We start from the raw sequence: 11,720 nt of genomic DNA on the forward strand, positions 1-11,720 counted from the left end.
GGCGACGAGGAGCTTGGTGACCGAGTTCTTGGCTCCGGAGACCTCGACGGAGCCGGTGAGCGGTGCGCCGCCGGCGATCGTGTACCAGTGCGGGTCCGGGAAGGGGTGCCTGCCGGCAGCCGCGCCGGGGCCGGCAGCCGTACCGGGGCCGGAAAGGGTGCTGTCGCCCGAACCCGCGGGAGTGGTCAGACCGGAACCGGTTTCCCTCACGAGGTGCCTCCACGGCGATGGGTCGGATGTGCCAGAATGCAAGGTTCGTCACATCTCATGGTGCGTCGCGCTCTGCTGTGCACCTGGTATTTCGAGTCGGGGAGATTCAATCAGACGACGCCATTGGCCTCACGGCCCCGCCGGGTCGGTCTCGCGGGTGGGACCGGGGGCCTGGGCCGGCCGCCGGGTCAGGTAGGCGTGATCCACCGGGCCGATGCCCGCGCCGAGGGGGAAGCCCGCGGCGAGCGCCCCGGTCACGTAGGTCTTGGCGGCCCTGACCGCGGAGGGTACGTCATCACCGCAGGCCAGCCGGGCCGCGATCGCCGAGGCGAGAGTGCAGCCGGTGCCATGCGTGTGGATGCGGGGCAGGCGAGGAGAACGCAGCTCGTAGCTGGCTGAGCCGTCGGTGAGCAGATCGACCGCGTCGCCCGGCAGGTGGCCGCCCTTGACGAGCACCCAGGTGGGCCCGAGGGCCAGCAGGGCGTCGGCGGCGCGGCGCAGGCCCGTCTCGTCGACGACGTCGACGCCGGTCAGCAGTCGCGCCTCGTCCAGGTTCGGGGTGACGATGGTGGCGCGGGGCAGCAGCTCGCGACGCAGGACGTCCACCGCGTCGGTGGCCAGCAGTGGGTTGCCGTGCTTGGAGACTCCGACCGGGTCGACGACGCTCGGCACGGACATCGTCGCCAGCTCCTGCGCCACGGTCTCGACGAGTGCGGCGGAGGAGAGCATCCCCGTCTTGACCGCGTCCAGGCCGATGTCCTCGGTGACGGCGCGGATCTGCGCCCGGACCGCTTCGGGAGGGAGGTCCCAGACGCCGTGCACGCCGACCGAGTTCTGTGCGGTGACCGACACAACGGCGCTCATGCCGTGCACACCGAGTGCGAGCATCGTCTTCAGGTCCGCCTGGATGCCGGCGCCGCCGCCGGAATCGGAGCCGGCGATGGTCAGCACCCGCGGCGGGGCGGCATCCGGCGGTACTGCTGGGGTCATGCGTGGGGATCCTCACAGTGAGGGCCAAAGCGGGCGTAAGAGGCCTGGAACGGCCGAGTTCGCCGCCCGTGGAGTGCGGTTCCTCCGCGCCAGTCGGGCGATCAGAGCAAATTCCTCGCCTCAGACCCTCTCATCCGGCCCGTTTGCCTGTTACCTTCTGTCAGCCCGTGTCTGCTCGACGGGCTGTCGACGTCCGACGAGGGAGCGTCTGTGGTACACGCGTATATCCTTATCCAGACTGAGGTCGGCAAATCGGCGGCGGTGGCCAAGGAGATCGAGCAGATCCCGGGGGTCACCCAGGCCGAGGATGTCACCGGTCCGTACGACGTCATCGTCCGCGCGCAGGCGTCGAGCGTAGACGACCTCGGCAAGCTGGTGATGTCCCGGGTCCAGTCGGTGGACGGCATCACCCGAACGCTGACATGTCCGGTGGTCCACTTCTGAGGGCAGGCTCCCCAGGGCAGCGAGACTGCCCCGTCATCAGGGTTCCCCGGGCCCGTGGGGCCGGAGGAGAGCGCGTGACAGGGAGGCCGCGGCTTCGTCTGTTCCGCCTCGCCGGTCCACTCGTCGTCGCCGGGGCGGTGTTCGTTTCCTGCGGTGGTCCCGGCCCGGTTTCGATCACCGGGGCACCGACCCCGGCGGTCGGAGACCGGGCGGCCTGCGCCGCGCTGATCGCGGCGCTGCCCGATTCGCTCGGCGCAGGCATGGATCGTCGGGAGGTAAAGCCTCCCGTCGCCAACGCGGCCGCCTACGGAGCGAAACCGGATGCCGTTCTCACCTGTGGTGCAACAGGTGTCGCGGCCAGCTACCAGCCAACCACGGTGCTTTCCGCGATCGACGAGGTCGGCTGGTTCACCGAGGCCCTCGGTGACCGGACCAGGTACTCGACGCCGACCAGGACCCCCCAGGTGGTGCTGACACTGCCGGCGGACCAACAGGCCTTCGAGGTCCTCGTCGCGCTGGCGCCATCCGTGCGGGAGCACACCCGGCCCACCGCGGGCACTGAGGGGTAGCCGGAGCGGCGGTCACGATCGGCACGAGGCGTGCCAACCAGCCCCGTCGTGCTGACTGCACCGACCAAGCAGCACCGTCGTGCTGACTGGCACCTGCCAAGCAGCACCGTCGTGCTGAGGGGGCACCGTCGTGCCGGTCAGCACCGACGTGTCAGCGCAGCCCTACGCCGTCGCGCAGGGCCAGCTGGACGAGGCGGTCGGTGAGGGCGGCGAAGTCGAGACCGCTGGCCGCCCACACCTGCGGGAACATCGAGGTCGAGGTGAACCCGGGCATGGTGTTGACCTCGTTGAGAACGATGTCGCCCGCGGGCGTGACGAACATGTCGACACGGGCCAGGCCGGCGCAGTCGAGGGCCTCGTAGGCAGCCGTCGCCGTGGCACGCACCCGTTCGGTGAGCTCGTGGGGCAGCTGGGCCGGCACGTCGAGGCGAGCCCCGTCGGAGACGTACTTGGCCTCGAAGTCGTAGAAACCCGCGGACGACGTCACGGTGATCTCGGCGGGCACGCTGGCCTCGGGCCCGGAGCCGTCGAGGCGGTCGAGCACACCGCACTCGATCTCGCGGCCGACGATCGCCGCCTCCACGAGCACCTTGGGATCACTGGACCGGGCGGCCTTGAACGCGGTGTCGAGATCCGCCCAGGCGTCCACCCGGCTGATGCCGATACTGGAGCCGCCGCGTGCGGGCTTGACGAAGACCGGCAGCCCGAGCAGCTCGCGTTCGGTCTCCGAGAGCGTCTGCCCGGGCCGCACGACCGTGTAGGGGCCGACGGGCAGCCCGCTGGCGGCCAGGATGCGCTTCATGTGCTGCTTGTCCATCGCGGTGGCGCTGGCGAACACGCCGGAACCGACATAGGGCAGGCCGCTCATGTCCAGCAGGCCCTGGATGGTGCCGTCCTCCCCGAACGGGCCGTGCAGGAGGGGGAAGACGACGTCGACGGTCCCCAGATCGCGCAGCGGCGAGGACGGGTCGGACACGAGCAGCCGGGGCTTGGTCGGATCCGGCGTGAGCGTGACCTCGATGCCGTCCGCCGCGTTCACGGTGGGCAGGTCCGCGCTGACGGCGGTGAGGACGGGACTGTCCTCGGGCAGCACCACCCAGCGGCCCTCGGGGTCGATGCCGACTGGAATCACGTCATAACGGGACCGGTCCAGAGCCCGCAGGACTCCGCCGGCCGACACACACGAGATGGCGTGCTCGGTGCTACGCCCGCCGAACAGCAGGACGAGTCGAACCCTGCGAGTGGAGGCTCCCATGCCGGGACAGTAACGGATGCCATCCGGCATCGCACGAAGGACCCCGGGGGTACCCGCGGCCCGCATCATGCCGGGCGAGATCCGTGCCGGGCCGGCGAGCTGGCCTGTGCCAGCCCAGCCGCGATCCGTCACCGGAAGCAGCCGTGATCCACCAAGATGCTCGGCCGCGGTCCGCGATCGGAACCGGACGGTCGCGCGCCGTGACGCGCGCCCGTCGGAGTTCGGCTACGGTCAGCCGCGGGTGACCTTGCCCGCCTTCAGGCACGAGGTGCAGACGTTGAGCCGCTTGGGGGTGCGGCCGACCATCGCACGAACGGTCTGGATGTTGGGGTTCCAGCGACGGCGGGTGCGCCGGTGGGAGTGGGAGACCGACATGCCGAAGCCCGGCCCCTTGCCGCAGACGTCACACACCGAAGACACGAGAACACTCCGTCAATCACGATGGCCGGGAGTCACCGACCGCTCTAGCCTGTAGTCGACTGTGAGGCTACCCTAGCCGCGCCGTTCCGGGTCGCCGTGGGCCGCGCAGGCCGGGCGCCTGGAGCAGGTGGGTGCCTGCCGCGGCGTTCCGTGGGGTGGGTCTGCGTCCAGGCGTCGGCGTCCCCGTGAGCTGTCGGCAGCCGAGAGTGTCGGTGGCGCGGTGCACTATCTGAGGTGTGCTCGATCTGGACACGCCGCTCAAGAGTGTGTTGGGCGCGAAACACGCGTCGCTGCTCGCGGACGAACTCGACCTGGCGACCGTCGGCGACCTGTTGAACCATCTGCCGCGGCGCTATCACGAGCGCGGGGAGCTCACCGACCTGGACGGTCTTGTGGTCGGTGAGATCGCCACGGTCCAGGCGCGGGTGACGAAGGTGGTGAAGCACAAGCCCCGGGCGGACTGGAACACCAGCAACCGCCGGCGCGAGAGCGGCCGCACGGAGATCACCGTTACCGACGGCCGAGGTGAGCTCTCCCTCGTCTTCTTCAATCAGCAGTGGCGTGCGAAGGCACTCACGCCCGGTACCACGGCGTTGTTCGCCGGCAAGGTCGCCGAGTTCCGCGGCCGCCGTCAGCTGATCCACCCGGAAGTGCACATGATCGACGGCCCGGACCCCGACGACGACGCGGGCGATGGCCGGCTCGGCGTGGCTGGTGGCCAGCTCGGCGAGCTCGGCGTGGGTGTTGGTGGCGATGATGTCGCGGGTGAGCGCGGCGACCAGGCCTCGGCGGTGGCCGACTTCGCCGGCGCGCTGGTCCCGATCTATCCGGCCACGGCGAAGCTCACCAGCTGGAAGATCGCCCGTTGCCTGCGGCTTGTCCTCGACTCGCTCGGTGCGCTGACCGATCCGCTGCCGGAGTCCGTCCGATCCCGGCACCGGCTGGTGGGCCTGGCGCGTGCCTACCAGCTCATCCATCGGCCCGGCACCCGCGGCGACGTCGCCGTCGCCCGCACCCGGCTCAAGTGGGACGAGGCCCTGGTCGTCCAGACAGCGCTGGCCCAGCGGCGGCGGCGGGTGGAGCTGGTCGCCACCCAGCCCCGGCCCGGCCGCGCCGGCGGGCTGCTCGACGCGTTCGACGCGAGCCTGCCCTTCGCCCTCACCGACGGCCAGCGGGAGGTCAGCGAGACCATCGCCGCGGAGCTGGCGAAGGCCGTCCCGATGCACCGCCTTCTGCAGGGGGAGGTCGGTTCCGGCAAGACGGTGGTGGCGGTCCGGGCGATGCTGCTCGCGGTCGATTCGGGCGGTCAGGCGGTTCTGCTGGCCCCTACCGAGACTCTCGCGGCCCAGCACCACCGGAGCCTGCTCAGGCTGCTCGGTGACCAGGCCCGGGCCGGCGAGCTCGGGGTGAGTGGCCCGGCGACGCGGGTTGCGCTGCTCACCGGGTCGATGCCCGCGCGGGCCCGGCGGGACACGCTTGCCGCGATCGCCGACGGGAGCGTCGGTCTCGTCGTCGGCACGCACGCGCTGCTGGGTGCGGGCGTCACCTTCCACGACCTCGCGCTGGTCGTGGTCGACGAGCAGCACCGGTTCGGCGTCGAGCAGCGTGACGAGCTTCGTTCCCGCGGCCGGCGCCCACCGCACCTGCTGGTCATGACGGCGACCCCGATCCCGCGAACCGTCGCGATGACCGTCTTCGGCGACCTTGAGGTCTCCGTCCTGAACCAGCTTCCGTCCGGGCGTTCGCCGATCTCCACGTTCGTGGTGCCGGCGGTGAACACCGTGCTGATGAGCCGGATGTGGGGGCGGCTGCGGGAGGAGGTCGCCGCAGGGCACCAGGCGTACGTGGTGTGTCCTCGGGTCGGTGAGGGCACGGCGGGCGCCGGGGATCCGGCGGGAACGGAGGAGCCGGCGCCTCCGGAGCCGGTTGAGTCGGCTCAGCCGGGTGGCCAGGGGCCGCGTGACGGTGGTGAGCGGGTCGGCGCCACGGTCGCGCAGACACTGCCCCGGCTGGTGGCGGATGAGCTCGCCGGGCTGCGGGTCGAGGGCCTGCACGGGCGGATGCCCGCGGCGGCCCGGGACGATGTGATGACCCGCTTTGCCGCAGGTGAGGTCGATGTTCTCGTCGCGACGACGGTGATCGAGGTCGGTGTGGACGTACCGAACGCCACCGTGATGATCATTCTTGATTCCGACTGGTTCGGCGTGTCCCAGCTGCACCAGCTCCGCGGCCGGGTGGGGCGGGGCAGTGCTCCGGGCATCTGCCTGCTCCAGACCTGCGTCGACGCCACGGCACCGGCCGCCGAGCGATTGCGGGCTGTCGCCTCCACCTCGGACGGCGCCGAGCTGGCGCTGCTCGACCTGGCCCAGCGGCGGGAGGGTGACGTGCTGGGCGCGGCCCAGTCGGGTGGTCGGCGCTCCCTGCGGCTGCTCGAGCTGCTGCGGGACGAGGACCTCATCCGGTCGGCGCGCGAGGAGGCCGGGGCCATCGTCGCGGCGGATCCCGAGCTGCAGTCGCTGCCCGCGCTGCGCCGCCTGCTTGCGGACGCCCTGGACGAGACCAGCGCCGCCTTCCTGGAAAAGGGCTGATCATCGATGAACCTTTTCCACAGCTCGAAGATCTGAGGATCTGGGCCGTTCTGGCGATCACGATCCTCAGATCTTTCACGGCAGCGGCGGAAGCCCGGACCCACAGCTCGAAAATCCGAGGGTTTTGGTCGTTGTAGCGACCAGAGCCCTCAGATCCTGCTCGGCGGCAGAGGCAGCCCGGAGCCCGGGATTCTGCTTCACGAACATCGACGATGGAAAAGGTTCAATGACGCGGATCGTGGGCGGCAGTGCCGGAGGGCGTCGCCTCGAGGTGCCACCGGGCGCCGGCACCAGGCCGACCTCCGACCGGGCGAGAGAGGGCCTGTTCAACACCCTCGCCACGCTGGTCGATCTGGCCGGCGCCCGGGTGGCGGACCTGTACGCGGGTTCTGGTGCGGTCGGCCTGGAGGCGTTGTCCCGTGGCGCCGCACATGCCCTGTTGGTCGATCGTGACGCGGGCGCCGCCCGCATCCTGCGCCGCAATGTCGAGGCACTGGGCCTGCCCGGGGCCGAGGTGGTGCGTGCCGCGGTCGCCCGGGTGGTGGAGGTGCCGCCGCCTGCTCCCTACGACGTGGTTTTTCTCGACCCGCCCTACGCCCTGACCGATGCCGAGCTGGGCGTCGTGCTCGGCCGGCTGGCGAGCGGTGGCTGGGTGGCGCAGGGGGGTGTCTGCGTGGTCGAACGAGCTGCCCGGGGTGGGCCTGTGGCCTGGCCTGACGGGTTTGTGGCGCTCCGTGAGCGCAGGTACGGAGAGGGGGTCCTCTGGTACGGTAATCGATCATGAGGAGGGCAGCCTGTCCCGGATCGTTCGACCCCATCACCAACGGTCACCTCGACATCATCGTGAGAGCCAGCCGGCTCTTCGACGAGGTCGTCGTCGCCGTTTCGATCAACAAGTCGAAGGTCAACCTGTTCACGGTCGATGAGCGGATGGATCTCATCCGGGAGGCGGTCGGCGCGCATCCCGCCGCACCGACCAATGTGATCGTGGAATCGTCGCACGGCCTGCTCGTCGACTTCTGCCGAGTGCACGGCATCCAGTCGATCGTCAAGGGCCTGCGTGCGGTGAGTGACTTCGACTACGAGCTTCAGATGGCGCAGATGAACAATTCGTTGGCGGGTGTGGAGACGCTGTTCATGAGCACCAATCCGCAGTACGCGTTCCTTTCGTCGAGCCTGGTCAAGGAGGTGGCGCGGTACGGCGGCGACGTCTCCGGGCTGGTTCCCGACGTCGTGCTCAAGGGTCTGCGGGACCGTTCCGGCCTGTAGCTGTGTTCCGCTCGCGGGTCTGCGCCTACGCGGGCCCGCGAGCCTCGTCACCAGATGACACCGAGCCGCCACCCCACGTCGAAGTAGGACTTCTGGGGCATCGTGGTCTGACCGTGTGCGTTAGCGGAGTGTCGCTACTGGGTGATTCGTCGGCTGGCCGTAACCTACCGCTCATGGATGATCTCGCTGAGCGCCTCGATCTGATCATCGTCTTGGTCGAGGGGGCGCGGGCGATGCCGCTGTCGGCGTCCTGCGTGCTCAACCGGGCCGAGCTGCTGGAGGCTCTGGAGGATCTTCGGGCGCGGCTGCCCGAGCGGTTGGCTGACGCCGACCGGGTCCTGCTGGAGAGCGAGGCGATCATCGACGACGCGCATCGACGGGCCGCGGCGATAGTCGCCGACGGCCGCCGGGAGGGCGCGCGGCTGGCCTCGGGCAGTGCCGTGGTCGTGCGGGCTGAGTCCGACGCCGCGGCGATCATGGCTGCCGCCCGTCAGGCCTCGGATGACATGCGCAGCCAGATCGACTCGTATGTCGACGGGAAGCTGGCCGGTTTCGAGGAGCTGCTCGACCGCACCCTGGCGTCGGTGGCCCGAGGCCGGGAGCGGCTCGCGTCGCGAGGCGCGGTCGCGACCGCGGCGGCCGTCGGTGCGCCCGGCCGCCCGGCCCCGGCCGGTGCGGTCCCCGTCCACGCAGGTGCGGTTCACGCGGGTGCGGCAGCCGACGAGGCGGAACGGCCGATGGCTGGCGACGTCGTCGACGGCGAGGGCGGCGAGCCGTCAGGGCTCTCCCGGATGTCCTATGGCGGCCCGGGCGCCGCCTTCGCCTCCGGAGCCGAGCGTTGGGCCGGTGTCCCGGTGGCCCGCGGTGGCATGACCGGTCATGTTCGTCTGACCTCGGCCTGACCTTCCGGGCTGCCTGCCCCACGGTGCCGGAGCGCCGATCGGGGGGAGTGGGCGCGATCGGATACGCTGGTAGTCCGTGCCCAGTGACATGGGTGCGTACTTCCGACCGGGCCTGGGTCGCTTCATCCCGGGTCGGGCAGGCCGGCGTTCAGCCGGTCCGCTCTCGCTGGCCTGCGTCAGCGGTCGGGAGGATCAGGGTGGGTGATCTCTGTGCCGGTTGATCCGAGGCAGTTCGGTCGGTATCGGTACGATCGGCCTCCCGCCCCCAGGTCAGTCCCGTAACGACCGTGACGTGAGAACATCTGCTGTGACCGCCATGACCACACAACGAGCCCGTCGGCGCGCCCCCCGGGGTCCCTATGTGCTCGACACCCGTGAGCTCGGCCGTAGGCCGGGTTCACTTCGTCGTGTCGAGACCACGATCGTCCAGCCGTCCGACTTCGGCACCGAGATTCTGCGCGTGCCCGAGGGCGCCGCTGTGCGGCTCGACCTGCGGCTCGAGTCGGTCATGGAGGGGGTCCTGGTGAGCGGCGTGGTGACCGCGCCGTTGGCCGGGGAGTGCGCCCGCTGCCTGGAGGAGGTCACGGACACGACGTCCGTCGACATCAGGGAGCTGTTCTACTACCCCGAGCGGGCCGTCGAGACCGAGGACGAGGGCGACACCTGCGTCCTCGTCGAGGATCATGTCGACATCGAGCCGGTCGTTCGTGACGCGGTGGTGCTCAGCCTTCCGCTGTCACCCCTGTGCCGGCCGGACTGCGCAGGCCTGTGCGTCGACTGCGGCGCTCGTCTTGACGAGGTCGGTCCGGACCATTCCCACACCCGGCAGGACCCGAGATGGGCGGCGCTGTCCGGTCTCGCCCAGGATCCCGCTATCACCGAGAACAAGGAGAAGGACTAGTGGCCGTCCCGAAGCGGCGCACCTCGCGCAGCAACACCCGGTCCCGTCGCGCGCAGTGGAAGGCCAAGGTGCCGACGCTCGCGAAGTGCTCGCGCGGGCACGTCATCCGTCCGCACACGATGTGCCCGACCTGCGGCCGCTACAACGATCGCCAGGTTCTGGACGTCTGACCACGGTGTGGCACGCGTAGCTGTCGATCTGATCGGGGAGGGCCTTCCACCGGAGGACCTCCTCGATGAACTCGCGGCGGCGCTCGATCTTGATCCGCGGCTGACGTTGACCGTGGTGGCGCCCACGGCCAGTGTCGAGTCCGCGCTCGCGGCGGGTGGCGTCCTTTCCGGTGGGCGGTGCCAGTTGGTCAACGCGGCGCGCGGGGTCGCGGCAGGTCCGGAGGCCTTGAGCGAGGTTCGGGCACGGCGTGACTCCGGCGTGCGGGTCGCGGCGCGGCTGGTGCGGGACGGGCAGGCCGACGCGATGGTGTCGGTCGCTCCGTTGGAGGCCGTGCTGGCCGCGGCGAGGTTCACGCTCGGCCTGGTCCGGGGTGCGACTCGAACCGCCGCTGCGGCCGTTCTCGGTTCCGTGAGTTCTCCCGTGGTCCTGTGTGACGCGGGCGGCTCGGTGGACGTGACCGCCGACGAGCTCGCCCAGTTCGCCCTTTCGGGCGCCCGGTACGCGACAGCCTGCCACGGAGTCGTCAGCCCTCGGGTCGGCCTGCTGTCGGCGCGCCCGGCGTTGCAGGACCAGCTCCGGCGCTCCGCGGGTGACCTGCTTTCCTCACTCGGGCTGCACTTCGTCGGGCCGGTGACCGCCGACAGGCTGCGCACCGGGGCCGGTGTGGACGTCGTCGTGACCGACGGCTTCACCGGCGATGTCGTGCTTGCCGCGCTGGGACAGCGTGCCGCGTCGACATGGGTCGGGTCGGACCCGGCTTCACCACCGGCGGTGGGTTCGGAACTTCAGGGGGGAATGATCGTGCTGGGAGTGGACGGTACAGCCGTCCAGGTGGTCAGGCCGTGCGCGGCCGGCCCCGGGCGGGCAGGCGATCTGTCCGCGGCGGTGGGTGCTGCGGCCGGCGCGGTGCGCGGCGGGCTCGCCGGATCGGTTCGTGATGCCATGGCGACGCTGGTCGAGCGGCGCCGGGAGCTGGCGGGGCTGTCTCGATGAGTCGGGTGCAGTCGGTTCCGCCGCCGCGGGACGGGCTGGTCGAGGCGCTGCAGGTCGACGTCGATCCCGAACTGCTGGATCGGGCGCTGACACACCGGTCGTACGCCTATGAGAACGGTGGCCTGCCCACCAACGAGCGGCTGGAGTTCCTCGGCGACGCGGTGCTCGGCCTGATCGTGACGGCCGCGCTCTTCCGCCGCCACCCCGACCTCCCGGAGGGCCAGCTCGCCAAGCAGCGCGCCTCGGTGGTCAACATGCGGGCCCTCGCCGACGTGGCGCGGCGCATCGGACCGACCGGCATCGGGCCGTATCTGCTTCTCGGCCGGGGCGAGGAGGCAACCGGCGGGCGTGACAAGCCGAGCATCCTCGCGGACACGCTGGAAGCGGTGATCGGCGCCGTCTACCTCTCCAACAGCCTTGACGTGGCCTCCGGCTTCGTCCATCGACTTTTCGACCCGCTGCTGGACGAGGCTGCCGGCCGGGGCGCCGGGCTGGACTGGAAGACGTCCCTGCAGGAACAGACGGCGCTGCTGGGTCTCGGCCCGCCGGACTATGTCGTCACCGAGGCCGGCCCTGATCACGCCAAGCGGTTCACGGCCTTCGCGCGGGTCGCCGGCGAGGTGTTGGGTGAGGGCGAGGGCGGCAGCAAGAAGGAGGCCGAGCAGCGTGCCGCGGCGACGGCCTTCGCGATGCTGGAGAAGCGCGCCACCGCCGCGGATGACGGCGAGCCGCAGCCGGACAAAGCAGACGGGACGGCCCCTGAAGGCGCCGTCGCGGGCGGTACCGCTGTGGAGGGTGCTATCAGCCGCGACCCGGCGGCCGGTGCGGGCGACGCACGATGATCTGGTTTCGCCGGGTTTGCCAATGATCCGCTGTGCCTGAGCTGCCCGAGGTCGAGGTCGTCCGGCGCGGCCTGGAGCGGGGTGTGGTCGGCCGTGTGATCGACGGCGTGGAGGTCTATCACCCGCGGGCGGTTCGCCGCCATGCCGCCGGCCCTGACGACTTCGC

The 11,720-nt window shown here is 70.8% G+C and carries 14 protein-coding genes and 1 pseudogene; 11 read left to right on the forward strand and 4 right to left on the reverse strand.

From position 1 onward, the window contains the following. Positions 1 to 210: pseudogene (locus tag FREUN1FDRAFT_RS35255) on the reverse strand (UDP-N-acetylglucosamine 1-carboxyvinyltransferase); the annotation flags it as partial. Between the two features lie 129 nt (positions 211 to 339). Next, the gene (gene thiD, locus FREUN1FDRAFT_RS35260) at positions 340 to 1,200 is read right to left on the reverse strand and encodes a bifunctional hydroxymethylpyrimidine kinase/phosphomethylpyrimidine kinase (RefSeq protein ID WP_006545172.1); all 861 of its coding nucleotides are present in this window, start codon (positions 1,198 to 1,200) and stop codon (positions 340 to 342) included. A 210-nt stretch (positions 1,201 to 1,410) separates the two neighbouring features. On the opposite strand from thiD, the gene FREUN1FDRAFT_RS35265 reads away from it, so the two are divergent. Beyond that, a complete protein-coding gene (locus FREUN1FDRAFT_RS35265; RefSeq protein WP_006545173.1) occupies positions 1,411 to 1,644 on the forward strand; it encodes an Lrp/AsnC family transcriptional regulator in 234 nt (77 codons plus the stop codon). A 74-nt stretch (positions 1,645 to 1,718) separates the two neighbouring features. Further along, a complete protein-coding gene (locus tag FREUN1FDRAFT_RS35270; protein WP_006545174.1) occupies positions 1,719 to 2,213 on the forward strand; it encodes a DUF3515 family protein in 495 nt (164 codons plus the stop codon). A gap of 151 nt (positions 2,214 to 2,364) precedes the next feature. On the opposite strand, the gene FREUN1FDRAFT_RS35275 is transcribed toward FREUN1FDRAFT_RS35270, so the two are convergent. Together FREUN1FDRAFT_RS35275 and rpmB are read right to left on the reverse strand one after the other, a co-directional pair. Continuing rightward, entirely contained in the window at positions 2,365 to 3,468 is a 1,104-nt protein-coding gene (locus FREUN1FDRAFT_RS35275; RefSeq protein ID WP_035957172.1) for a D-alanine--D-alanine ligase family protein, read from the reverse strand. Between the two features lie 231 nt (positions 3,469 to 3,699). Next, a complete protein-coding gene (gene rpmB, locus FREUN1FDRAFT_RS35280) occupies positions 3,700 to 3,888 on the reverse strand; it encodes a 50S ribosomal protein L28 (protein WP_006545176.1) in 189 nt (62 codons plus the stop codon). Positions 3,889 to 4,124: 236 nt separating this feature from the next. Between rpmB and FREUN1FDRAFT_RS35285 the strand changes: the two genes are divergently transcribed. From FREUN1FDRAFT_RS35285 to FREUN1FDRAFT_RS42495, 9 genes are all read left to right on the forward strand, one after another. Further along, a complete protein-coding gene (locus FREUN1FDRAFT_RS35285; protein ID WP_006545177.1) occupies positions 4,125 to 6,476 on the forward strand; it encodes an ATP-dependent DNA helicase RecG in 2,352 nt (783 codons plus the stop codon). Between the two features lie 226 nt (positions 6,477 to 6,702). Further along, complete coding sequence (gene rsmD / locus FREUN1FDRAFT_RS35290) at positions 6,703 to 7,260, forward strand: 16S rRNA (guanine(966)-N(2))-methyltransferase RsmD (RefSeq protein ID WP_006545178.1); 558 nt, start codon at positions 6,703 to 6,705, stop codon at positions 7,258 to 7,260. Next, positions 7,257 to 7,745, forward strand: a complete 489-nt coding sequence (gene coaD / locus FREUN1FDRAFT_RS35295; protein ID WP_006545179.1) for a pantetheine-phosphate adenylyltransferase — start codon at positions 7,257 to 7,259, stop codon at positions 7,743 to 7,745. Before rsmD ends, coaD begins: the two co-directional genes overlap by 4 nt. 173 nt (positions 7,746 to 7,918) lie before the next feature. Beyond that, positions 7,919 to 8,647 carry a hypothetical protein gene (locus FREUN1FDRAFT_RS35300; protein WP_006545180.1) on the forward strand — a complete coding sequence of 243 codons (729 nt, stop codon included), beginning with the start codon at positions 7,919 to 7,921 and terminating at the stop codon, positions 8,645 to 8,647. A 316-nt stretch (positions 8,648 to 8,963) separates the two neighbouring features. Then, entirely contained in the window at positions 8,964 to 9,548 is a 585-nt protein-coding gene (locus FREUN1FDRAFT_RS35305) for a DUF177 domain-containing protein (protein WP_006545181.1), read from the forward strand. After that, a complete protein-coding gene (gene rpmF / locus FREUN1FDRAFT_RS35310) occupies positions 9,548 to 9,718 on the forward strand; it encodes a 50S ribosomal protein L32 (protein ID WP_006545182.1) in 171 nt (56 codons plus the stop codon). The genes FREUN1FDRAFT_RS35305 and rpmF overlap by 1 nt, the downstream gene beginning before the upstream one ends. 7 nt (positions 9,719 to 9,725) lie before the next feature. Next, positions 9,726 to 10,712 (forward strand): phosphate acyltransferase, encoded by a 987-nt coding sequence (locus FREUN1FDRAFT_RS35315; RefSeq protein ID WP_006545183.1) that lies wholly within the window; start codon positions 9,726 to 9,728, stop codon positions 10,710 to 10,712. Then, a complete protein-coding gene (rnc, locus tag FREUN1FDRAFT_RS35320; RefSeq protein WP_006545184.1) occupies positions 10,709 to 11,554 on the forward strand; it encodes a ribonuclease III in 846 nt (281 codons plus the stop codon). Before FREUN1FDRAFT_RS35315 ends, rnc begins: the two co-directional genes overlap by 4 nt. Positions 11,555 to 11,586: 32 nt before the next feature. Then, positions 11,587 to 11,720 (forward strand): DNA-formamidopyrimidine glycosylase family protein (locus FREUN1FDRAFT_RS42495; RefSeq protein ID WP_304412163.1); only part of this gene is annotated, 134 nt, incomplete at its 3' end.

Source organism: Parafrankia sp. EUN1f (genome assembly GCF_000177675.1).
In the GTDB taxonomy this organism is placed as follows: Bacteria; Actinomycetota; Actinomycetes; order Frankiales; family Frankiaceae; genus Parafrankia.

Excerpts from the sequence above, each read along its gene's own strand:
- coaD (WP_006545179.1), top strand. The coding sequence starts at position 7,257 with ATGAGGAGGGCAGCCTGTCCCGGATCGTTCGACCCCATCACCAACGGT.
- FREUN1FDRAFT_RS35300 (WP_006545180.1), top strand. The coding sequence starts at position 7,919 with ATGGATGATCTCGCTGAGCGCCTCGATCTGATCATCGTCTTGGTCGAG.
- FREUN1FDRAFT_RS35275 (WP_035957172.1), bottom strand. The coding sequence starts at position 3,468 with ATGGGAGCCTCCACTCGCAGGGTTCGACTCGTCCTGCTGTTCGGCGGG.
- FREUN1FDRAFT_RS35305 (WP_006545181.1), top strand. The coding sequence starts at position 8,964 with ATGACCACACAACGAGCCCGTCGGCGCGCCCCCCGGGGTCCCTATGTG.
- rsmD (WP_006545178.1), top strand. The coding sequence starts at position 6,703 with ATGACGCGGATCGTGGGCGGCAGTGCCGGAGGGCGTCGCCTCGAGGTG.
- rnc (WP_006545184.1), top strand. The coding sequence starts at position 10,709 with ATGAGTCGGGTGCAGTCGGTTCCGCCGCCGCGGGACGGGCTGGTCGAG.
- thiD (WP_006545172.1), bottom strand. The coding sequence starts at position 1,200 with ATGACCCCAGCAGTACCGCCGGATGCCGCCCCGCCGCGGGTGCTGACC.